This is a genomic window from Shewanella jiangmenensis (assembly GCF_018596335.1).
Lineage (GTDB): Bacteria > Pseudomonadota > Gammaproteobacteria > Enterobacterales > Shewanellaceae > Shewanella > Shewanella jiangmenensis.
Genome location: NZ_JAHEPS010000004.1, coordinates 104,000 through 125,278, shown reverse-complemented (window position 1 = coordinate 125,278; position 21,279 = coordinate 104,000). Strand labels below are relative to the sequence as shown.

The 21,279-nt window shown below is 56.8% G+C and carries 18 protein-coding genes; 6 read left to right on the top strand and 12 right to left on the bottom strand.

The features are described 5' to 3' along the window. Positions 1-3 precede the first annotated feature (3 nt). From KJI95_RS11500 to KJI95_RS11475, 6 genes are all read right to left on the bottom strand, one after another. Positions 4-2,259, bottom strand: coding sequence for a TonB-dependent receptor (locus tag KJI95_RS11500; protein WP_214507353.1), 2,256 nt, complete (start codon positions 2,257-2,259; stop codon positions 4-6). Positions 2,260-2,503: 244 nt separating this feature from the next. Beyond that, positions 2,504-3,214 carry a purine-nucleoside phosphorylase gene (gene deoD, locus KJI95_RS11495; RefSeq protein WP_214507352.1) on the bottom strand — a complete coding sequence of 237 codons (711 nt, stop codon included), beginning with the start codon at positions 3,212-3,214 and terminating at the stop codon, positions 2,504-2,506. A gap of 2 nt (positions 3,215-3,216) precedes the next feature. After that, positions 3,217-4,443: a NupC/NupG family nucleoside CNT transporter gene (locus tag KJI95_RS11490; protein WP_214507351.1), complete on the bottom strand. Its 1,227-nt coding sequence runs from the start codon at positions 4,441-4,443 to the stop codon at positions 3,217-3,219. Positions 4,444-4,818: 375 nt separating this feature from the next. Next, complete coding sequence (gene gorA / locus KJI95_RS11485) at positions 4,819-6,174, bottom strand: glutathione-disulfide reductase (RefSeq protein WP_214507350.1); 1,356 nt, start codon at positions 6,172-6,174, stop codon at positions 4,819-4,821. A gap of 99 nt (positions 6,175-6,273) precedes the next feature. After that, positions 6,274-6,975, bottom strand: a complete 702-nt coding sequence (locus KJI95_RS11480) for a hypothetical protein (protein ID WP_214507349.1) — start codon at positions 6,973-6,975, stop codon at positions 6,274-6,276. Between the two features lie 88 nt (positions 6,976-7,063). Next, positions 7,064-7,753 carry a hypothetical protein gene (locus KJI95_RS11475; protein ID WP_214507348.1) on the bottom strand — a complete coding sequence of 230 codons (690 nt, stop codon included), beginning with the start codon at positions 7,751-7,753 and terminating at the stop codon, positions 7,064-7,066. Between the two features lie 253 nt (positions 7,754-8,006). Between KJI95_RS11475 and prlC the strand changes: the two genes are divergently transcribed. Both prlC and KJI95_RS11465 read left to right on the top strand, forming a co-directional pair. Next, positions 8,007-10,043 carry an oligopeptidase A gene (prlC, locus tag KJI95_RS11470; protein WP_214507347.1) on the top strand — a complete coding sequence of 679 codons (2,037 nt, stop codon included), beginning with the start codon at positions 8,007-8,009 and terminating at the stop codon, positions 10,041-10,043. Between the two features lie 126 nt (positions 10,044-10,169). Beyond that, on the top strand, positions 10,170-10,700 hold the full coding sequence (locus KJI95_RS11465) for a thioesterase family protein (RefSeq protein WP_214507346.1): 531 nt from the start codon (positions 10,170-10,172) through the stop codon (positions 10,698-10,700). A gap of 12 nt (positions 10,701-10,712) precedes the next feature. On the opposite strand, the gene KJI95_RS11460 is transcribed toward KJI95_RS11465, so the two are convergent. Together KJI95_RS11460 and KJI95_RS11455 are read right to left on the bottom strand one after the other, a co-directional pair. After that, the gene (locus KJI95_RS11460; protein WP_214507345.1) at positions 10,713-11,366 is read right to left on the bottom strand and encodes a glutathione S-transferase family protein; all 654 of its coding nucleotides are present in this window, start codon (positions 11,364-11,366) and stop codon (positions 10,713-10,715) included. A gap of 75 nt (positions 11,367-11,441) precedes the next feature. After that, on the bottom strand, positions 11,442-12,368 hold the full coding sequence (locus tag KJI95_RS11455; protein ID WP_214507344.1) for a LysR family transcriptional regulator: 927 nt from the start codon (positions 12,366-12,368) through the stop codon (positions 11,442-11,444). A gap of 117 nt (positions 12,369-12,485) precedes the next feature. On the opposite strand from KJI95_RS11455, the gene KJI95_RS11450 reads away from it, so the two are divergent. Together KJI95_RS11450 and KJI95_RS11445 are read left to right on the top strand one after the other, a co-directional pair. Next, on the top strand, positions 12,486-13,334 hold the full coding sequence (locus KJI95_RS11450; protein WP_214507343.1) for an NAD(P)H-binding protein: 849 nt from the start codon (positions 12,486-12,488) through the stop codon (positions 13,332-13,334). A 111-nt stretch (positions 13,335-13,445) separates the two neighbouring features. After that, positions 13,446-14,132 carry a DNA-3-methyladenine glycosylase I gene (locus KJI95_RS11445; protein WP_214507342.1) on the top strand — a complete coding sequence of 229 codons (687 nt, stop codon included), beginning with the start codon at positions 13,446-13,448 and terminating at the stop codon, positions 14,130-14,132. Between the two features lie 38 nt (positions 14,133-14,170). On the opposite strand, the gene KJI95_RS11440 is transcribed toward KJI95_RS11445, so the two are convergent. Next, the gene (locus KJI95_RS11440) at positions 14,171-14,905 is read right to left on the bottom strand and encodes a TorF family putative porin (RefSeq protein ID WP_214507341.1); all 735 of its coding nucleotides are present in this window, start codon (positions 14,903-14,905) and stop codon (positions 14,171-14,173) included. A 365-nt stretch (positions 14,906-15,270) separates the two neighbouring features. Here KJI95_RS11440 and KJI95_RS11435 point away from each other — a divergent pair, with 365 nt between their 5' ends. Further along, positions 15,271-16,416, top strand: a complete 1,146-nt coding sequence (locus KJI95_RS11435; RefSeq protein ID WP_214507340.1) for an efflux RND transporter periplasmic adaptor subunit — start codon at positions 15,271-15,273, stop codon at positions 16,414-16,416. A 30-nt stretch (positions 16,417-16,446) separates the two neighbouring features. Next, positions 16,447-19,605, top strand: coding sequence for an efflux RND transporter permease subunit (locus KJI95_RS11430; RefSeq protein ID WP_214507339.1), 3,159 nt, complete (start codon positions 16,447-16,449; stop codon positions 19,603-19,605). Positions 19,606-19,687: 82 nt separating this feature from the next. On the opposite strand, the gene KJI95_RS11425 is transcribed toward KJI95_RS11430, so the two are convergent. From KJI95_RS11425 to KJI95_RS11415, 3 genes are all read right to left on the bottom strand, one after another. After that, a complete protein-coding gene (locus KJI95_RS11425; RefSeq protein WP_214507338.1) occupies positions 19,688-19,984 on the bottom strand; it encodes a DUF6482 family protein in 297 nt (98 codons plus the stop codon). A gap of 131 nt (positions 19,985-20,115) precedes the next feature. Further along, positions 20,116-20,292 (bottom strand): hypothetical protein, encoded by a 177-nt coding sequence (locus KJI95_RS11420; protein ID WP_214507337.1) that lies wholly within the window; start codon positions 20,290-20,292, stop codon positions 20,116-20,118. Positions 20,293-20,633: 341 nt separating this feature from the next. Then, on the bottom strand, positions 20,634-21,089 hold the full coding sequence (locus tag KJI95_RS11415) for a YaiI/YqxD family protein (protein ID WP_214507336.1): 456 nt from the start codon (positions 21,087-21,089) through the stop codon (positions 20,634-20,636). Positions 21,090-21,279 lie beyond the last annotated feature (190 nt).

Below are 21,279 nucleotides of genomic sequence, written 5' to 3'. Positions count from 1 at the left end.
GGGTTACCAGCCGAGAGAATAACTCAGGGCAAAGGTGCGGCCACGGCCATGGTAGTCAAACATCGCCTCCGGGCCGTAGGTCGGGCTGTAGAAATACACCGCCCGCTGGCCCCAAAGGGTGCTGTAGTCTTCATCGAGCAGGTTTTCGATGCCGTAACTTAAGGTGCCCACCGGCAGCGCCACCGAGCCCAGTAAATCCAGCGTGGTGTAACTTTCAAGCTCGCTTACAAGGCCATCTGTAGTCTTGAAGCGATAAGCCGACTCGGCGCTGAAACTGTGCTCGGCCTGCAGCCTCAGCTTGAACTCGTTTGCTTCCCAGGCAATAAAGGCCGTTGCCTTGGAGGGCGAAGCATAGGTCACCGTCTCATCAATCCAGCTGGCGTCGTTTTTCACTTCGCTTTTCACCAGATGCAGGTTGGTGCCCGCCAGCCAGTCGCTGCTGATGTTGAAGTTAAGCTGGGCTTCCAGTCCGTAGCTGCGCTTGGGCTGATCTTTTACGTTAATGGTCAGGTCTTTGCTGTTGACCTCAATCACCTTGTCCGACTCGGCATAATAGGCGCTGGCCTGTGCCTGCCAAGCGCTCGCCATATAACGCCAGCCAAGCTCCATCGAGTCGGTTTTAATGCCATCCAATCGGGTGTCGTTGATATTGATGCTGTTTTGCAAGCGCAGGTAGCCATCGGCATCGGCCTTGTAGCTGCCTCGGCCATAGTATTTGGACAGATCCGGCAGCTCAAACCCCTCTGAGTACGACAGCCACAGCTGCTGATCGTCACTGAGTTTGGCAACAAGACCCAGATTCACCAGCCCGACGTTGTAGTCGGTGCTGCCGCCCTGGATGGCATCGGCGCCCGGGGCTTTGCCGGAGGCAATCGCCACCTGCTGGTTGAAACCGATAAAGTCATCGACGCTGTTTTCCATCTGCTGATAACGGTAGCCGCCATTCAGCAGCAGAAAGCTGTTGATATCCCAGCTACTTTGCACAAACGCCGCAACCGACTCCACGCTAAAATCGACGTAGCGGCCGGTACTGAACAGCTCGCGCATCACCAAGCCGCCGCTTTGGTTGGCGGCGGTGAGGTCAAAACTCATCTGATCCGAGTCAAAACTTTCTTTATCCCAGTCCACGCCCCAGGTGAGCTTAAGACTGTCGGCAAGCTCAGATTCAAGCACCGCTTTTAGGCCATAAATGGCGGTGTTTTGCGCCGAGGCCGAATAGTTGTATACCCCTTTGGCCTGACTTACGTAAGGAAACGGGTGAAAGTCCAAATCTTCTTTGCGGTAAAAGCCTTGCAGATAAAGCGTTTGCCCGAAGAAATCCGCCTCGCTCAGCGACAAATTCAGCAGTGTGCGCTCGGTGGCTGGGCTGCGGTCGGCATCCAACCCTTTGCGGCTTTCGAGTAACGCGGCGTCGCCGGTGACTCCGGCAAAGTTATCGCCCATGTACAGGCCGTGCTCGCCATCGGAGCCATTGCGATAGTGCTGCACCAGCGCGCCAAGGCTGGTGTCATTGCTAAGACTCCAGTCCATGTTGGCCATCAAATCATAGCCTTGGGTGTACTGCAGTCCGGTTTGGGTGATATCCGGCATCACCTCATTGCCGCTGCCATCAAACCATTGGCCGTTCTCCTGCCAAGCGGCGCTGAAGCGGCCCTTGAGCGCGTCGCTGCCACCGGCCACAGCAAAGGCGGTGCGGTAATCCAAATCATCGCCGCCAGCAAAACCTGACTTGAAACCGGCTTCGGCCTCAAAGGTATCCGGACTGTGGGCAGCCTTTTTGGTGACGATATTGATGGCGCCGCCCAACGCACCGCCGCCGTAGAGGGCCGAGGCGCCCGCCAGCACTTCGATGCGGGCGATGTTGAACGGGTCAATGCTGTCGAGCTGACGGCTGATACCGCGGGAAGTATTCATCGATATTCCGTCAATCAGCACCACCATGGCGCGGCCACGCATGTTCTGGCCAAAGTTGGTGCGGCCCTGACTGGACACGTCCATCGACGGCACCAGCGCAGCCAGCATTTCCTTAATGCCTTTGCCGCTGTCGGTTTGCTCGCGGATACTGGCTTCGCCTATCACCCACACAGTGCTCGACAGGTCGCTGATTTGGGTGGGGGTGCGGTTAGCGGTCACGACGATTCGTTCCATTGCGCTACGCTCAATCGCAGCGCGCTCGCTGGCAAAGGCCGTATCCACAGGCAATAACTGGCAGGCGATGGCGGCGGCAATCAGGCTCAGGCGAGCCGGCAACTTGGACATGTTGTTCTCCAACAAAACAGGATGGAAAGCAAAAGCCAGCCGCAAAATACCAGCCGCAGGGAGCTCTGGCGCATGCCATTGATAAGAAAGGCAGTTTGAAGGGGATTTTCGCAGTTGGCCTTCAACGTAAAGCGCAGATTTTAGGCGCAAATAAGAATCAGTCTCAACTGAATTTACATTGTTTCGCCGAGGGCCAGTCACAAAAATGCCGCTCAATGAGCGGCTTGGTGAAAGGCATTAACTGTCAGTCGAGCTGGCTGGCGGCTTCCAGCGTTAACCGGATCATGTCGCACAGGGTCTGCTGGCGCTCCTCGGCGCTCAGGTGCAGCCCCTGACGCAGATGATCTGTGACTGTCATCATCGCCAGCGCCCTGGCACCGGTTTCGGCGGCCACGCCATAGAGTCCGGCGGCCTCCATCTCGACCCCTAGAATGCCGTATTTTTCCATCAGGTCGTAACGGCTTTCATCGGCGCAGTAAAACAGGTCAGATGAATAAATGTTACCCACTATGAAAGACACGCCCTGATTTTCGGCCGCAGATACTGCGTGACGCAGCAGATTGAAATCCGCCAGCATCGCGAAGTCAGCGCCGGGAAAGCGCGTTCTGTTTACGCCAGAATCGGTACTGGCGCCCATCGCCATGACCACATCCATCAGTTTGATATCGTTGCTCACGGCGCCGCAGGAACCGATACGGATGAGATTTTTTACGCCATAGTCGACGATCAGCTCGCGGGCGTAGATGGAAATGGACGGAATACCCATGCCGGAGCCCATCACCGAAATCCGCTTGCCGCGATACTCGCCGGTGAAGCCGAGCATATTGCGCACATCGGTGACCTGCACCGCGTTATCGAGAAACTGCTCGGCAATAAATTTGGCCCGCAGCGGATCGCCGGGCATCAACACAGTTTCTGCAAAAGCCCCTTGGGGCGCATTGATATGGGGTGTCATGGTTAACCTCCGATACTGAAAAGTAAGCCAGCGATGGTGCCGCTCATCAGGTTGGCGAGCGCCGCCGCGATAAGTGCCTTCATGCCGATTTGGCCAAGGTCATGGCGCCGCTCGGGGCAAAGGGCCGACAGGCCGCCAATCACCATGGCCAGCGAGCCGATATTGGCAAAGCCACACAGGGCAAAGCTGATGATCACCTGGGTCTTGGGCGACAGCCCATCGGCCACCTTAAGGAAGTCCATGTAAGCAACAAACTCGTTGATCACCATCTTCTGGCCGATAAAGCTCGCCGCCTGGGTCGCTTCGCTCCAGGGCACGCCCATCAGCCAGGCAAGCGGCGCCAATACATACCCAAGCATCATCTGCAGCGACAGATTATCGATTCCAAACCAGTTACCTATGCCGCCAATCATGCCGTTGAGCAGCGCAACCAGCGCCACAAAGGCCAGCAGCAGCGCCGATACCGCCAGCACCTGTTGCATACCCATGGCCGCACCGTTCGCCGCAGCGTCCAGCACGTTGGCGGGCTTGTCGTCCTGCTCGTCCAGTACCTTGTTGATATCGTTGATGGGCGTTTCGGTTTCGGGCCACATCAGCTTGGCAAACAGCAGTCCGGCCGGTGCCGTCATAAAGGCGGCCGTGAGTACATACTTAACGTCCACACCCATCTGGATGTAACCAATCATGGTGCCGCCGGCCACAGAGGCGAGGCCGCCGGTCATCACCGCAAACAGTTCAGAGCGGGTCATGCGGCGCACGAAGGGGCGCACCATGGACGGTGCTTCAATAGGCCCAACAAAAATGTTGGCGGTGGCCGACAATGACTCGGCGCGGCTGGTGCCGAGCAGGCGCGATAAGGCGCCACCTATGATTCCAATTACCCACTGCATGATGCCGAGGTAATAGAGCACCGCAATCAAGGCGCTGATAAACACCACTACGCACAGCACGTTAATCACAAAGATAAAGCCCATACCGAATCGGGCCAGATCGCCAAAGACGAAGCCGAGCCCCTCGTTGCCGTAATTGATCACATGCATCACGCCCTTGGAGGCGGCGTCCAGCACCACCTGGCCGGCGGGCACATACATCACGAAGGCGCCAAAGGCGATTTGAAAGGCGAGCGCACCGAGCACGGTACGAAGGCGAATAGCACGGCGATTTTCTGAAAGCAGCACCGCCAGCGCAATGAGCGACAGCATGCCGATAAGACTTATTAAAATTTCCATAAATATCAGGTTCCGGGTACAGACAAACCGTCGCAGCATAGCCATGGCGAAGGCTGTAAAACGCGATCCCTGTCATGGGTCACAGGCAATTTGTGTGACTTAAGGGGCAGATCCCAAAACCGCATTGCCGCACATCAGAAATGGCAGCATGGAATTAAATGTATTTTAAATAAAATCATTGCGTTAATACGATTTGCATCAGCGCACGACACAAGCGACACAGCCAATTCACCTAGGTATCAGCTTGCATCACAATGACCAATTTCCGCGCCGCATCTGCCAGCCGCGCCCAGCGTCGGCGCCGCTACAACACAGCTACGGCACAGCAAAAAGCCGCTCGGTGAGCGGCTTTTGGGTTCAGTGCAGGCTCTGCAATCAGCGCATGGTCACAAACTCTTCAGCGCCTGTGGGGTGAATGGCCACCACGGCATCGAAGTCGGCCTTGGTGGCGCCCATCTTGATGGCAACACCGAAGCCCTGCAGGATTTCATCCATACCAAAGCCAATACCGTGGATACCCACGACTTTTTCATCTGGCCCAGCGCAGACCAGCTTCATCTTGCACGGCTGGCGATGGGCGGTGACAGCGGTGTACATGGAGGTAAAGGTAGAGTTATAAACCTTCACCTGATCCTCACCGAACTTGGCTTTGGCGTCTGGCTCACTCAGACCCATGGTGCCGATGGGCGGATGGCTGAACACCACGGTGGGGATGTTACTGTAATCCATCCTGGCGTTGGGCAGGTTGCCAAACAGGCGCTCAGACAGGAAGCGACCGGCTTTGACTGCCACCGGGGTGAGTTCCACGCCACCGGCCATGATGTCACCGACACAGTAAATCCCCTTGGCAGACGTGTTTTGCCACTCATCCACCAGCACGTAGCCCTGCTCATCGAGCTTCACATCTGTGTGTTCGAGGCCAATCTTGTCGGTAGAGGGTTCGCGGCCAATGGCCCAAATCAGGCAATCCACAGTGAGGGACTCGCCGTTTTCAAGCTGCAGGGTCAGGCTGCCATCGGCATGTTTTTCAACGGCTTTTGGCACAGCATGGGTGTGCAGAGTCGGGCCATTTTGCGCCATGGCATCAACCAAGGCTTGGCTCAGCATGGGGTCGAAGCTGCGAAGCGGTGAGTGCTTACGCACCAAAAGATGGGTTTCGCTGCCAAGGGCATGCAGCACCCCGGCGATTTCGACGGCGATGTAACCTGCGCCAACCACAGCAACCCGCTTGGGCTGGGCGTCGAGGGCAAAGAAGCCGTTGGAGTCGATACCGTGCTCGGCACCGGGGATATTGGGGATGCTTGGGCGACCGCCGGTGGCGATAAGAATATGATCGGCGGTGTATTCTTCGCCGTTCACTTCGATAGTGCGGTTATCTTTGAAGCGGCCATAGCCCTCTACCAAAGTCACGCCGTTACTGGCAAAGCCACGGCCATAGGCGGCGTGGACCCGCTCGATATAGGCTTCACGGCTGGCGACCAGGGTGTTCCAGTCGAAGTTTTTTACTTCCACATCAAAGCCATAGTCTTTGGCGTACAGATGAATAGCCTCAGCCACCTGAGCGCCGTACCACATGACTTTTTTTGGTACGCAGCCCACGTTCACGCAGGTACCGCCCACGTGTTTGGCTTCGATAAGCAGCACTTTGGCGCCACGAATGGCGGCACGGTTGGCCGAGGCAATACCGCCGCTGCCTGCGCCAAGACAAATATAATCAAAATGTTGAGCCATGGAATTCTCCGCTGTGAACGACCGGCAAGTTGCCCATTGTAGGAAGCTTTTTCACCTTAGACCATAGCGAAGACCTGTGATTTGGCCGCTTTGTTACCGTCAGCGCCGATATTGGCAGCGGGCATGGTCATCGCCATTCGGCCCTGCGCCGCCGCAATCCATGCAGCGCCACTCGCTTTGGCGTGCATCGAGTTCATCCCTGTGATGGCTGCCAGCGGCCTTGGATGCGATAAATTGCTGCAGCAGCCTTATTCTGCCATCAAGCCAGCGACAGCCCGGATCGTTCGCCACCCGGCCGTCATAGTCATCCCCTCTGCCAGCGGACTTTTTGGCGGAGCGCTTTTGGGTGGACTCTTTTTTGGCGGATTGCTTTTTGGTTGGCTTTTGAGCGGTAGACGTTGCTGATGGCCGCTTTGGGGATGCTACTGGTGTAGTCGAGCCAGACGCGCCCTGCGCCGACTGCAGATACTCATCCATGCTGAATTCGAGCCCAGGCTCTGTGTCGCTCGGTATCGGGATAGGGTTGCCGTCGCTGTCGAGGGCTATCTCTTTGCGTTTTATCTCGCTGTGATTATCGAGCCTTTGTGATTTGGCAGACTCGCGCTTATCGGCCTTGATGAGTGCATCGTAGTCGCCGGCAAATACAAGCGAACTGACAATCAGCGCCAAGCCTGTAAGCCACACAAAAGCACGCTGCAGCGGTGTGCGTGAAATGGCGGGTGCAGTGGCTTTAACTTTGGCTGTGGTTTTAACTTTGGCGGCGACTTTAACTTTGGCAATTGCCTTGGCTGTGGCTGACATTCCCTGTCCTCCAATCGGCCGCATCCGGCGGCCCTTCGCCCAAGCCTCCACCATGGAGGCCCGGGCTATTGAGTGTAGTCAAACCTCTTCAGAACGACCAATGCAGGTGGATACCGGCAAAGGTTTCATCCCGCGCCTCATCGCCCATTTCCAGCTCAATATCGTGCCCGGCAATGCTGCGGCTGATGTGGCCCGACACAGCCAGGCTGTCACTCAGCATATACTCGGCTTCGAGGCCAAATTGCAGGTGGTTGCGGCCATTGTGCGCTTCGGTCACATACTGATAATCGAGCCCCTGGGTGATATAGGGGCTCAAAGTGAATTGCTCACCAATATGCCAGTTGCTGTGCAGGCTGAGTTCGACAAAATAGCCTGAGGTCTCAAAGCTGTAGGTGTAAGCCACCGATGGAATTAACCAATCAATGCGGTGCCAGGCAAGTTCGGCGAACAGTTCGGTTTCCGACAGGCGCTCGTCGGCATAGGTTTCAACCTGCTGAATACCGACATGAGCATCAAGGTCGGGCATCAGTTCGAGGGCGTATTCGAGGCCAAAATTCCACTCGGTAAAGGCTTCACTGTCGGCGCGGCCAACAACCGCATAGGGCGTCAGATTGCCAAAGGATGCCGCGAGCACTGCCCAGCCAATACCGCCGCGACCGAGGTTATCCCGCCCCTCCGAGACATACTTACTATCCCAGCCGAGCGCCAGTTCATATTCTGGCCCCTGCGCCATTGCGGGCGCCGCAAGCACACTCAACATCAGCACTGCTGCACGCATACAATCCATCCTGTTTCACGATTCCCAGCGCCATGGTATGCAACAGCCGAAAACTGTAAATGATAACAAGTTGCATTTTTGGCAGGCTTGGCAAAGTTGACATTGTAAATTAAGCCTAGTCGCAAATTCGATGGCGGATCACGGTTTTGTGTGACGTCAGCTGCTATTGCATGCAGTTAACCTCTGCCATGGCTTGATAAATAGCGCCCAAGCCCCTATCTATCCCCTAATGCCAATAAACAAGGACATCCCCATGACCAATCCCCTGCTGGCCGCCACCGAGCTGCCACCCTTTTCGGCCATCAAGCCCGAACACATCCAAAGCGCCGTTGAACAGGCCATAAGCCATTGCCGCGCCGAGATAGAGCGGGTGCTGGCGGCGGGTGATTTCAGCTGGAATGGATTGGTCTCCCCGCTGGAAGAAGCGGATGACCGCCTCAGCAAGCTCTGGTCGCCTGTGTCGCACATGAATTCGGTACTGAGCACCGAAGAGTGGCGCGCCGCCCACGATGCCTGCCTGCCGCTGCTGTCTGAATACGGCACTTTTGTCGGTCAGCATGAGGGTCTGTATCAGGCCTACAAAACCCTGCACGGCTCGGGAGAATTCAAAACCCTGCCACGACCAAAGCAAACCCTGATTGAACATGCGCTGCGCGACTTTGAGCTGTCGGGTATTGGTCTGGATGAGGCCAAAAAGGCCCGCTATGGCGAGATAGTCAAGCGCCTGTCTGAGCTGTCCAGCAGCTTTTCCAACAATGTGCTCGATGCCACTCAGGCCTGGACCAAGCTCATTACAGACGAAAGTGAGCTTAAGGGCCTGCCAGAGTCAGCGCTGGCGGCCGCCAAGGCCATGGCCGAAGAGCGGGAGTTGCAGGGCTATCTGTTTACTCTCGATTTTCCCTCTTATCTGCCGGTGATGATGTACTGCGAAAACCGCGAACTGCGCGAAGAGTGCTACACCGCCTTCACCGCCCGCGCCTCAGATCAAGGCCCCAACGCCGGTCAGTTCGACAACAGCCCGCTGATGGAAGAGCTGCTGGCGCTGCGCCATGAGCTGGCGACCCTGCTCGGCTTTGACAGCTTCGCCCACAAGTCGCTGGCCACCAAAATGGCCGAGACCCCGGCGCAGGTTATCAGCTTCCTGAACGAACTGGCGCTGCACTCACGCCCGCAGGCCAAACAAGAGCTGGACGAGCTTAAAGCCTTCGCCGCCAGCGAATATGGCGCCACCGACCTCAAAGCATGGGACTTGAGCTTCTACGGCGAAAAGCTCAAGCAGCACAGATACGAAATTTCTCAGGAGGAGCTGCGGCCATACTTCCCCGAAAACAAGGTGCTGAGCGGCCTGTTCCACACAGTCGAGCGCCTGTTTGGCCTGAAAATCGAGGAGCAAACCGAGTTCGACCGCTGGCATAAAGACGTGCGCTTCTTCCACATTTTCGATGCCGAGGGTGAGCACAGAGGGAGTTTCTATCTCGATTTATACGCCCGCAGCGGCAAACGCGGCGGCGCCTGGATGGACGAGTGCCGGGTACGGCGCGTAAGCGGCGGCAAGCTGCAGCGCCCGGTGGCGTATCTCACCTGTAACTTCAACGGCCCGGTCGGCGGCAAGCCAGCCCTGTTTACCCACGATGAAGTGGTCACCCTGTTCCACGAATTTGGCCACGGCATTCACCATATGCTGACCAAGGTTGATGTGGCAGGCGTATCCGGCATCAACGGCGTGCCCTGGGATGCGGTAGAGCTGCCAAGCCAGTTTATGGAAAACTGGTGCTGGGAGCCCGAGGCGCTCAATGAAATCTCCGGCCACTTCGAGACCGGCGAGCCACTGCCCAAGGCCATGCTGGATAAAATGCTGGCGGCGAAAAACTTCCAGTCAGCCATGATGATGGTGCGTCAGCTTGAGTTTTCGCTGTTCGATTTCCGCATGCATCTTGAATACAACAGCGAAGACGGCGCCCGTATTCAGCAAATTCTGGACGAAGTGCGCCAGCAGGTGTCTGTGGTGATCCCGCCCGCCTTCAACCGCTTCCAGCACGGCTTCTCGCACATTTTTGCCGGAGGTTATGCCGCCGGTTACTACAGCTACAAGTGGGCCGAAGTGCTGTCGGCCGACGCCTTCTCCCGCTTTGAAGATGAAGGGATTTTCAATCCGGAGACCGGCCGCGCCTTCCTCACCAACATCCTCGAGATGGGCGGCAGCGAAGAGCCGATGGAGCTGTTCCGCCGCTTTATGGGCCGCGAACCCAACACAGACGCGCTGCTGCGTCACAGTGGTATCAGCCACTGATGGGCAAATAAATTCGGCAACTCAAGGGCGCGCAAGCGCCCTTGTTGTTTTTGAGGCCATGGATTGCCTGCCAACGGTCGCTCTGCTAGCCTTCAGCTTTACGCAATTACTCTAATAAATAAGTCCATGAACCTGTATTTCCGTCTTATCTGGTTGTTTTTATGGCGTGTTCGCCACTGCAATCGCATCGGCTTTCTCGACGTGAGCCGCATCGAATACCGGGCGCTGCCGTCAGACTGCGACATCAACATGCACCTGACCAACAGCCGCTATCCGGCCTTTATGGACTTGGCCCGCACTTACATGCTGGCGGAAATGGGCCTGCTGAAACGCTTTTTGAAACTCAAGTGGATGCCCATAGTCAACGCCGCCGAATTTACCTACATCCGCGATATCAAGCCGCTGCAAAAGTTCACCATCGAGAGCCGCGTGGTGGGCTGGGACGAGAAATATTTTTATATTGATCAGCGCTTTGTCAGCGAACGTGGCCTGCACTGCATAGTGCATGTACGCGGGGTGTTTGTGTGTAACCGCAAGCAGGTGCCCATCAGCGAGCTGGTGCGCGAGGCAGGTTATGAAGGCGAAGCACCGGCATTGTCACCGGAAGTGCAAAAGTGGAAGGCCTTTTTGCAGCTCAAAAAAGAGCGCAATAGCTAAGCTTACAAAAGCTCAGGGAATCAGCTTAACGCCGCTGATGTCGTCGGCGGCCGCAAGCTGGGCTTCTTCGGCCACCAGCTCCCACGAGCCCCGCAGTTTTGCCTGCTGCCGGTAACGGCACAGGTTATCCAAATCCAAAAGCGGCAGCAGCGTAAAGGCCGGCTCCAGACAGGGCAACAGCGCGCAGTCCGCCAGACTGAAACCATCCCCCACCAGCCAGTGGGAATGGGCCAGCTCGTTATCCAATCCGGCAAACACCAGCAGCAGCCGCTGCCGCACCTGCGCCATCGCCAGCTCGTTGCGATGTTCAGGCGCCATACTCTGCTGCTGTTCAATTAAAAACAGCTGGTTACTTATGTCGTTATCGATGATGCGGTCCCATAGCCTCACCCTGAGCGCATCGTCGGCGTCCGGCGGCAGCAGCCGTGAGCCTGAGGCGATGTGGCGATCGAGATATTCGATAATGATGCTCGACTCGGGCAGCATACTGCCGTCGCTGCAGCGCAACAGCGGCAACTTGCCGAGCGGATTGAGTTTACTGAAGGCCTGACGTTGCAGCGGATCACGCAAGTCGGTGACCCTGGGATAAAAATTTGCCTGCTTCTCGTACATGCCCAGCAATACCTTCTGGGAATAACGGGACAGCGGATGATAGAAAAGCTCCATGGGTTCAGGCCCCCATTGTCTGCGCCCCGCCATGCAAGGGCGCTACTGGGCCGGCATTACAGCGTCCCGGCCGGATCACGCTTGCTTTAAATTTAGTCCTGCTTTGTCCTGATTGAACAGCCGTTGACGGAGAAACTCAACAAAAACCCGCACCCGCGGCGGAGTGTTGTCTTTATAGGGATGCAGCGCGTAGATACCGCCTTCACGCAAATGATAATCCGGCAGCAGCAAGGTCAGCTCCCCGGCCGCCAGATGCTCGGCAATCAGGTTATCCGGCAAAATCGCCACCCCCAGACCCTGCAGCGTCAGCGCCAGCAGGCCATTGGTGCTGTTGCAGCTGATAAACGGAGTCACCCGCACCCGAAATTCCTCCCCCTGACCATTGTGCAGGGTCCAGCTTTTGGGAAGATGGCTGGATGCATGGGCAAGCCACTGATGGTGCTGCAGGTTATCGGGGTGCGATGGCCGCCCCTGCGCCGCCACATAGGCGGGGCTTGCCACCAGCTGCTCATCAAAACTGCCTAGCTTGATGGCTCTGAATTCTGAATCCTCCGGCCAGCCGGCCTGAATTGCCACATCGATTTGATGTTCAAGCAGATTCAGCTTGTTGTCTTCCAGCAGCAGCGTCAGGCGGATATTGGGGTATTGCCGGTGAAACTCGCCAATCAGCGGCAGCAAATCATGCTCGCCAAGCCCCACAGGGGCCGTGACCCGCAGGCTGCCATGCAGGTGCTCATCGGCCGGACGGGTTACCGCCTCGGCCTGACGCGCCAGTTGCAACAGCTCGGCGCAATATTGAAAAAACTCGCGGCCATCTTCGGTCAGACTGATGCGGCGGGTGGTACGGTGCAGTAATTCGCAGCCCAGACGCTCTTCGAGTTTTTTAAGATGCTGACTCACCATGGAGCGGCTGATCCCCAGCACGTCGGCCGCCAGTGTCAGCGACCCCTGCTCGACAACTGAAGCAAACACCAACATCCGATACAGCTGCGAAGCGTCCATGGCCCGTCCTTTTGTTTAGTTTGAATTACCAAAGATATAAGTAAATCACTCATTATCAATTTTTGCCACGGATCTACACTGGCCTCGTCATCACAACCCATCTTGAGGAAGTTAACTATGATCCTGATCCTTGGTGCCAGCGGCGAGCTGGCAAGCCTGACCATCACCGCCCTGCAAACCCTCGGCAATAACGAGCCATTACGCCTTGCCAGCCGCACACCGGCCAAACTGCCAACCAGCGCAGGCGCTGCGGTGTTTGCCGACTACAATGAGCCACAATCACTGGATGCGGCCATGGCCGGTGTCTCAAAAGTCTTGTTTATCTCAGGCGACTGCGCCAACGATGAACGTTTGGCGCAGCATCTGAACGTGATTGCCGCCGCCAAAAAGGCCGGCGTCAGCCAACTGCTGTACACCAGCTTTCAGTCAGCCAGTCTCGACAGCGCCTTTGATTTTGGCGCCAGCCACGCCGCCACTGAAGCGGCCATCAAGGCCTCGGGCGTGCCCGCCACTGTGGTACGCAACGCCTTTTACGCCGAGCTGCAGCTGATGGGCCTTGGCCACACACTGGAAAGCGGTACCCTCACCCACGCTGCCGCTGACGGTCGCTTTGCACCGGTCAGCAAGGCCGACATTGCCGAAGCCCTGGCCAGACTGTTGACCAGCGAGGGGCATATCGGCAAGTCCTATGAGTTCACCGGCCCCGAGCTGCTGTCCAACGCCGACATCGCCAAACTCATTGGCGAACTGACCGGTAAGCGGATTCACACCAACGAAATCAGCCCGGAAGCACAAATTGTGGCGCTGAGCCAAATGGGGTTACCCGGCTTTTTGGCCAAGGCGCTTGCCGGTGCGAGCCGCGCCATGGCAGCAGGCGAGTACGATAAGCGCAGCGATGATTTGGCAAACATCCTTGGCCGCGCGCCAAAATCCCTTGCCGAGGTGATTGGCACCGCGCTCAGATAACTGATGCGACTGCTGTGGCTGGTGTGACAGTTGTGGATGCTGCGCAGGGGTTTGGACTGCTGCTTTGCATCCAAGTACACTGGCAAAGCCATTCATCGTTCAGGGAAGCCCATGAAAATTGAATCCTTTGCCAGCATTTACCAACGCGCCGCCGAGCGTAAAGGCGGCGCTGATGCCCTCGAAGCCCTGCTGCCGCTGTCGCTGAGTGCAGCGGAATATCAGGAGCATTCGGATGCGGCGCTGCTGTCGGCCATGAGCAAAAAGATTTTTCAGAGTGGGTTTGTCTGGAAGGTGGTCGATGCCAAATGGCCTGCCTATGAGCAAGCCTTTTTCGGCTTTGACCCGCTGAAAATCCTGCTGCTGTCACCTGAGCAACTGGAGGCCCGCGCCAGCGATCCCGCCCTTATCCGCCACGGCAAAAAGACTCAGGCAATTTATGATAATGCCTTGATGGTACAGGATATTGCCAAAGAACATGGCAGTCTGGCGCGCTTTATTGCGCTGTGGCCGTCAGAAGAAATCACCGGCCTGTGGCAGGTGCTGAAAAAGCGCGGTGCCCGCCTTGGCGGTAACACCGGCCCTTATTTTTTGCGCGCTACCGGCAAAGATACCTTTTTGCTCAGCAGCGATGTGGAAGCCTATCTCAGGGCGACCGGCCTTGTGGATGCCGGGCTTGCCACCCAAAAGGGCCTGACGCAGGCCCAGGCTGCATTCAATCACTGGCAGGCTGAATCGGGCCGGACGCTGGCCCACATCAGTCGGGTGATCTCCTGCAGCGTGGGAGACAATTATCTGTAGCTGGCAGCCATCGCGGTCAGCCGCTGACAAAATCAGACTCAGAACACCTTGCTGATGCCGACAACGAAACGGTCATCAAAAATCTCGGTCTGGGTGCAGTAGACCTTGTGGTCTGAATCCACTGTGCTGCCGTGGTAGCGTAAATCCAGGGTGTAACCGGCCCAGCTCTTGGACAGGCCGAGGTTCCAGTGGCCCCAGCCTTCAGCGCCTTCGCCGTCAAGATCCTGATAGCCGACAGAGCCTGACAGCTGCACGCCGTTATCGAAGCTGTAGCTTGGGTGAATGGCGTAGTTCACGCCCTGCCACCCGTCCACACCAAACCAGTCGTCCAGTGTTGGGGTGACTTCAAGCTGCATGTTCAGCTTGCCAAATTGCTTGCCGACCTTGAGCCACAGCTCGGTGTAGTTGCTGTAAGACGCGCCGGGATAGAGGTAAGAAAACAGCATCACATCATAGGTAAAGCCAGAGTCGCCAAACTCACCGGCCTTGCCGATGTAAGGCGCGGTCACCACTTCCAGATTGGGATCGGCAAACTTGATGTTGGAACCAAACACCCCGGCATACCAACCCGCGTCATTGCCCCAACCAAGGGTGCCCTGAATGGCCGGTACATCGCCGTCCATGGTCTCAGACTCGCCCCGGAATACATAATCACTGGCAATAGTCAGTTTGCCATTCACGGCGCCACCAAACACCTTGGCTTCTTCGGCCACTGCCGCGCCTGAGCTGGCAAGCACTGCTACTGCCAGCAGAGTTCTGCTTAATTTCATCATCGTTGCCTCATTGGATTGGATTCTCCCGCTGCCACAAATAATAAGCAGGGGTTATGAACAACCTTGGCGGCAGTCGTGAATGATCCGCGACAGAATATGAAGAAATATGAACAAGACCGAAGCGTGGTTAGCAAGCTTTCGGCAGCTGAAACCTAATTGTTAAATTTGAGCTAAACATATGCAAATCTTGGAAAAATTTGCAGTTGTTTACACATTTACACCCATTGCCGACTTGAGCAGTTGTGCTGCGTGTGAGATAACTGGTGGATCATGAATTCAGCATTAAATTTGGGCGATTTGTCTGGGTTTCGGAGCATTTGCCTCCATGGAGCCCCCGTAAGCCCGGACACAAAAAGGAGATTTACATGCGGCAAATGTTAAAAGTTGCCTCTGCGGTCAGCCTCGCACTGTGGCTCAGCGCCTGTGGTAAAGAAGAGGCGCCATCGGCCGCCCAGCAGGCACAGCCCCCCATGGAAGTGGGTGTGGTGGAAGTGCAGGCGTCTTCGCAAAACATTAAGGTGGAATTGCCGGGCCGCAGCCGTGCCTTCCTCGAGGCCGAGGTTCGCCCTCAGGTATCCGGCATCATCATGGAGCGCAACTTTGTTGAAGGCCGCGAAGTGAAAGAAGGCCAGTCGCTGTACAAGATTGACGACGCCACCTACAAGGCCGCCCTCGAAAGCGCCAAGGCCGATTTAGCCAGCGCCCAGGCATCCCTTGCCAGCGCCAAGGCCCGCGCCGCCCGCTACGAGAAGCTGGTAAAAACCAACGCCATCTCCAAGCAGGATTACGATGAAGCCGACGCAGCCTATAAGGAAGCGCAGGCACGGGTGAAAGTGGCCGAAGCCCAGCTGCACACCGCCGGCATCAACCTCAAATACACCCAGGTTCAGGCACCAATTTCCGGCCGTATCGGCAAGTCTGCCGTGACCCCGGGCGCACTGGTGACTGCCAACCAGGGTCAGGTACTGGCGACTATTCAGCAGCTTAACCCCATCAATGTGGACATCACCCAATCCAGCGCCCAATTGCTTGCCCTCAAGGCCAAGCTGCGCGCCGGTAAGTTGCAGGCGGCCGATAACGCTGAAGTGCAACTGGTACTGGAAGATGGCACCACCTACGAGCACAAGGGCAAACTGCAATTTGCCGAGGTGAGCGTGGATGAAAACACCGGCTCAGTTATCCTGCGCGCCGAGTTCCCGAACCCCGACAACGTGCTGCTGCCCGGCATGTATGTGCGCGCCGTGCTGAACACAGGCGTGGACCCCAATGCCATTCTGGTGCCGCAAAAGGCCATTACCCGCAACACCCGCGGCGAAGCCGTGGCCATGGTGGTGAATGCTGAAAGCCAGGTTGAGGCCCGTAATGTGACCACAGCCGAGGTGATAGATCACCAGTGGCGGGTTACTTCAGGCCTCAAGGCCGGTGACAAGCTGATTATCGAAGGACTGCAGAAAATTCGTCCCGGCGCCCCTGTGGTCGCCAAGCCTGCTGGCCAAGAGCAGGCCCAGTAATCCAGACCACGCGAATTTCAGGAATAAGCTATGGCACGTTTTTTTATCGATCGACCCATCTTTGCCTGGGTGATCGCAATTCTGGTGATGCTCGCGGGTGTGCTGGCCATTAAGGGCCTGCCCGTGTCTCAGTATCCGAGTATTGCCCCGCCCAAAGTGGTGATTTCGGCCAGTTATCCCGGTGCGTCGGCCAAGACGCTGGAAGACTCGGTAACCCAGGTTATTGAGCAGCGGATGACAGGTCTGGACAACCTGCGATACATCAACTCCACCAGTGATGGTTTCGGTAATGCCGAAATCACCCTGACCTTCAACGCCGAAGCGGATGCCGACATCGCCCAGGTGCAGGTACAGAACAAGCTGCAATCGGCCATGCCGCTGCTGCCGCAGGAAGTGCAGGCCCAAGGCGTACAGGTCAACAAGTCCACCTCAGGCTTTTTGATGGTACTGGGCTTCGTATCCTCCGATGGCAGCCTTAACAAGAGCGACATCGCCGACTACGTGGGCTCCAACATTCAGGACCCCTTAAGCCGGGTTGCCGGTGTGGGTGACATTACCCTGTTCGGCGCGCCCTATGCGATGCGCATCTGGCTCGACCCGCTTAAACTGACCCAGTACAGCCTGACTACCCAGGACGTGGTTGCCGCCATTCGCGAGCAAAACGCCCAGGTGTCGGCCGGTCAGCTTGGCGGCGCACCATCGGTAAAAGGCCAGGAGCTGAACGCGACTGTATCGGCCCAAAGCCGCCTGGAAACCCCGGAGCAGTTTCGTAAAATCATCCTCAAATCCGATACCAACGGCGCCAAGGTTTACCTGAATGACGTGGCGCGGGTTGAGCTTGGCGCCGAAAGCTATGTGGTTGAGTCTTACTACAATGGCCGCCCTGCGTCCGGTGTGGCCATCAGCCTTGCCACCGGTGCCAACGCGCTGGATACCGCGACCCGGGTGCGGGAAAAAATCGAAGAGATGAAACCCTTCTTCCCAGCCGGTCTGGAAGTGGTTTATCCCTACGACACCACCCCGTTCGTGGAAAAATCCATTGAAGGCGTAGTGCACACCCTGCTGGAAGCCGTGGTACTGGTGTTTGTGATCATGTACCTGTTCCTGCAAAACTTCCGCGCCACCCTTATCCCGACAATTGCGGTGCCCGTGGTGCTGCTCGGTACCTTTGCGGTGCTGTCGGCCTTTGGCTTCTCCATCAACACCCTGACCATGTTCGCCATGGTACTGGCCATCGGTCTTCTGGTAGACGATGCCATCGTGGTGGTGGAAAACGTCGAGCGGGTAATGCAGGAAGAGGGCTTAAGCCCGCTGGAAGCGACCCGTAAGTCGATGGATCAGATCACCGGCGCCCTGGTGGGTATCGGTCTGACCCTGTCTGCGGTATTCGTGCCCATGGCCTTTATGTCCGGCTCTACCGGGGTGATTTACCGTCAGTTCTCCATCACTATCGTGTCGGCCATGGCGCTGTCGGTACTGGTGGCGCTTATTCTGACTCCGGCGCTGTGCGCCACCATGCTTAAGCCACTCAAGCCCGGCCATGCCCATGGTCAGCACGGCTTCTTTGGCTGGTTCAACCGCAGCTTCGACAAGCTGACCTCTCGCTATGAGGCCAGCGTTGCCGGTATCCTCAAGCGTACAGTTCGGGTGATGGCGATTTATCTGGCGCTGGTAGTTGCCACCGGCTGGATCTTTATGCGCATGCCCACTGCCTTCTTGCCTGACGAAGATCAGGGCATCCTGTTTGCTCAGGTGATCCTGCCGACCAACTCCACCCAGGAGTCGACGGTGAAGGTACTGGAGAAGATGGACAAGTTCTTCCTCGAAGATGAGAAAGACAACGTCAACTCTGTGTTCTCCGTGGCTGGCTTCTCCTTTGCCGGTATGGGTCAGAACATGGGTATCGCCTTCGTCGGCATGAAAGACTGGTCCGAGCGTGAAGGCGCAGGTCAGGACGTGTTCTCGCTGCAGGGCCGCGCCATGATGGCCTTCTCGCAGATTAAAGAAGCCTTCGTGTTTGCCTTTGCGCCGCCGTCTGTGATTGAACTCGGCACCGCCAACGGTTTCGACTTCTATCTGCAGGATAAGAACGGTCAGGGCCACGACAAGTTGCTGGCGGCCCGTAACCAGCTGCTGGGTATGGCGGCACAAAACCCGAACCTGGTGGGCGTACGCCCCAATGGTCAGGAAGATGCGCCCATGTACCAGCTGGATATAGATCATGCCAAGCTGCGGGCACTCGGCGTGGATATCGGCTCAGTTAACAGCGCCATCGCCACCGCCTGGGGCGGCAGCTACGTGAACGATTTTATCGACCGTGGCCGGGTGAAGAAGGTGTTTGTGCAGTCCGATGCCCAGTACCGGATGCAGCCTGAAGATCTCAACACCTGGTATGTGCGTAACGCCAAAGGCGAAATGGTGCCCTTCTCGGCCTTCGCCACCGGCCGCTGGGAATTTGGCTCGCCGCGTCTTGAGCGCTTCAACGGCTTACCTGCGATGAACATTCAGGGCGCCACCGCCCCGGGTTACAGCACAGGTGATGCCATGCTGGACATCGAAAAGTTGGTCGAACAGCTGCCACCGGGCTTTGGCATCGAGTGGAACGGCCTGTCGTACGAAGAACGTCTGTCCGGCAACCAGGCACCAGCCCTGTATGCGCTGTCGATTCTGGTGGTGTTCCTGGTGCTGGCGGCCTTGTATGAAAGCTGGTCTGTGCCCTTTGCGGTGATTCTGGTGGTGCCACTGGGTATTATCGGCGCCCTGGTTGCCATGAACGGTCGCGGCCTGTCCAACGACGTATTCTTCCAGGTGGGCCTCCTGACCACTGTGGGTCTGGCCACTAAAAACGCCATCCTGATTGTGGAATTCGCCAAAGAGTTCTACGAAAAAGGCTCGGGCCTTATCGAAGCCACACTGCACGCGGTGCGGGTACGTCTGCGCCCCATTCTGATGACCTCGCTGGCCTTCGGTCTGGGTGTAGTGCCGCTTGCCATCTCCACCGGCGTGGGCTCAGGCGCGCAGAATGCCATCGGTACCGGCGTACTCGGCGGTATGATGAGCTCGACCTTCCTCGGCATCTTCTTTGTGCCGCTGTTCTTCGTGATTGTTGAGCGCATCTTCAGTAAGCGCGAGAAAGAAGGCAAAGAGCACAAGGCCGACAAAGCCGATAAACCGGCCGACAAGCATTAAGCACGTCAGCGCCTGTTGAAAAGCCAAGCCCCGCACCGCGGGGCTTTTTTTCAGGCGGCGTTTGGCTGACTTAAAACCCGCTTCAGGCCACGCGCAGAGGGATTTCCATCGCATTGCTGCAAAGTCGCTCCGACTGGCCAACCATTTCATCGTAGGCGCTTTCCTGGCGCAGCACTGTCTCACGCACCGGCAAGTCCTCAAGCAGGGCCTGCATCTGGCACAGATTTATGCTTCTCAGCATACGGTCATCGTCATCGGTGACATAGAGCTCGGCGCCATCAATCACCACCGACAACTGATACAAAGACATATCGAGTGAGTGAATGCAGGCTTTGTCGATACCGGGCATGGATTTCAAGCTGGAATAGCGAATAGTCATGGCGTGGCTCCCTGGCATTTGGCAACCGGATTTGAGAGTACCGGATGGATAGTTGCCAACATGGATACGCCGCCCACAGCAAAACAGATTAAAAAATAAACCCCGCACAGGGCGGGGTTTATCGGAAAGGTTCAGATGGCTGATACCGCTTTTCTTGGGTTGGCAGCCTTGCCCGGCATCACGGTGCGATTTTTGTGGCCGGCGGAAACCTCAGCCTGCTTGGCCTCTGGGTTGGCAGCCTGTTCGTTGCCTGTGGTGGCGCAGCCGCTGGCAAAAATGACAAGGATCGCTGCTAAAGCGTGTTTCATGGATGTCCTCGAAATTTGAGTAAGTGTTCGATTGTGATGCCCCGAAGGCACCCGCTTCAGCCACCTTCGCAGGCGCGGCGCTGTATTCGGGACCACTGCTCATAAAGCAGGCGGGCGCAAGATACAGCGCATTCGCTCAAATGTCGAGCAAACAAAGCGTATAATTGCGCATAACTCATCACGATCAGGAATATCCACTAAAACAGCATGTTATTCCGTTAAATGCTGTTTGATATTCCACACAAAATCAGGATTTCGTAAGACAGAACAGAATTTCGGGCACTGGCGTTCAAAAATCACAAAAATCTATCTGCCGTGCCGCAGCGCTAAACCCCAGCGCCTCAGCCAACCTTTGGCAGCTTTGCCAGCCATTTGTCGAGCTGATTGGCAAACGCCTGGCGATCGGCCTGAGACAAGGGCGCAGGCCCGCCGCTCTGGATACCGCTGGCGCGCAGGGTTTCCATAAAGTCGCGCATATTCAGCCGCGCCTTGACGTTTTCGGTGGTGTAAAGCTCACCGCGGGGATTCAGCGCCAGCGCCCCCTTGGCAATCACCTCGGCCGCCAGCGGAATATCGGCGGTGATCACCAGCTCGCCGGCGCTCACCCGCTTAACGATTTCGTTATCGGCCACATCAAAACCGGGCGCCACCCGCAATGACTTGATAAAGGGCGAAGGCGGCACCCTGATACTCTGGTTGGCGACCAGCGTCAGCGGAATTTGCCGCCGCTCGGAGGCGCGAAACAACACTTCTTTTATCACCGATGGGCAGGCATCGGCATCGACCCAAATTTGCATGTTTACCCGTTTTCAAACGCGCCGGCTACCGGCATTTCACAATCTGAGGCCAATGTACCTTAACTGACCAAGCTCTGCAGCCCCAATCCAAGCACACAATCCACAGCCACAAGCAACAGCCACAATCGGAAGCAGCCCTTAGCCGCGGCAATGCACAGCCGCAATTCACTGACTACACTTGAGATCTCCA

Excerpts from the sequence above, each read along its gene's own strand:
- KJI95_RS11500 (WP_214507353.1), bottom strand. The coding sequence starts at position 2,259 with ATGTCCAAGTTGCCGGCTCGCCTGAGCCTGATTGCCGCCGCCATCGCC.
- deoD (WP_214507352.1), bottom strand. The coding sequence starts at position 3,214 with ATGACACCCCATATCAATGCGCCCCAAGGGGCTTTTGCAGAAACTGTG.
- KJI95_RS11490 (WP_214507351.1), bottom strand. The coding sequence starts at position 4,443 with ATGGAAATTTTAATAAGTCTTATCGGCATGCTGTCGCTCATTGCGCTG.
- gorA (WP_214507350.1), bottom strand. The coding sequence starts at position 6,174 with ATGGCTCAACATTTTGATTATATTTGTCTTGGCGCAGGCAGCGGCGGT.
- KJI95_RS11480 (WP_214507349.1), bottom strand. The coding sequence starts at position 6,975 with ATGTCAGCCACAGCCAAGGCAATTGCCAAAGTTAAAGTCGCCGCCAAA.
- KJI95_RS11475 (WP_214507348.1), bottom strand. The coding sequence starts at position 7,753 with ATGCGTGCAGCAGTGCTGATGTTGAGTGTGCTTGCGGCGCCCGCAATG.
- prlC (WP_214507347.1), top strand. The coding sequence starts at position 8,007 with ATGACCAATCCCCTGCTGGCCGCCACCGAGCTGCCACCCTTTTCGGCC.
- KJI95_RS11465 (WP_214507346.1), top strand. The coding sequence starts at position 10,170 with ATGAACCTGTATTTCCGTCTTATCTGGTTGTTTTTATGGCGTGTTCGC.
- KJI95_RS11460 (WP_214507345.1), bottom strand. The coding sequence starts at position 11,366 with ATGGAGCTTTTCTATCATCCGCTGTCCCGTTATTCCCAGAAGGTATTG.
- KJI95_RS11455 (WP_214507344.1), bottom strand. The coding sequence starts at position 12,368 with ATGGACGCTTCGCAGCTGTATCGGATGTTGGTGTTTGCTTCAGTTGTC.
- KJI95_RS11450 (WP_214507343.1), top strand. The coding sequence starts at position 12,486 with ATGATCCTGATCCTTGGTGCCAGCGGCGAGCTGGCAAGCCTGACCATC.
- KJI95_RS11445 (WP_214507342.1), top strand. The coding sequence starts at position 13,446 with ATGAAAATTGAATCCTTTGCCAGCATTTACCAACGCGCCGCCGAGCGT.
- KJI95_RS11440 (WP_214507341.1), bottom strand. The coding sequence starts at position 14,905 with ATGATGAAATTAAGCAGAACTCTGCTGGCAGTAGCAGTGCTTGCCAGC.
- KJI95_RS11435 (WP_214507340.1), top strand. The coding sequence starts at position 15,271 with ATGCGGCAAATGTTAAAAGTTGCCTCTGCGGTCAGCCTCGCACTGTGG.
- KJI95_RS11430 (WP_214507339.1), top strand. The coding sequence starts at position 16,447 with ATGGCACGTTTTTTTATCGATCGACCCATCTTTGCCTGGGTGATCGCA.
- KJI95_RS11425 (WP_214507338.1), bottom strand. The coding sequence starts at position 19,984 with ATGACTATTCGCTATTCCAGCTTGAAATCCATGCCCGGTATCGACAAA.
- KJI95_RS11420 (WP_214507337.1), bottom strand. The coding sequence starts at position 20,292 with ATGAAACACGCTTTAGCAGCGATCCTTGTCATTTTTGCCAGCGGCTGC.
- KJI95_RS11415 (WP_214507336.1), bottom strand. The coding sequence starts at position 21,089 with ATGCAAATTTGGGTCGATGCCGATGCCTGCCCATCGGTGATAAAAGAA.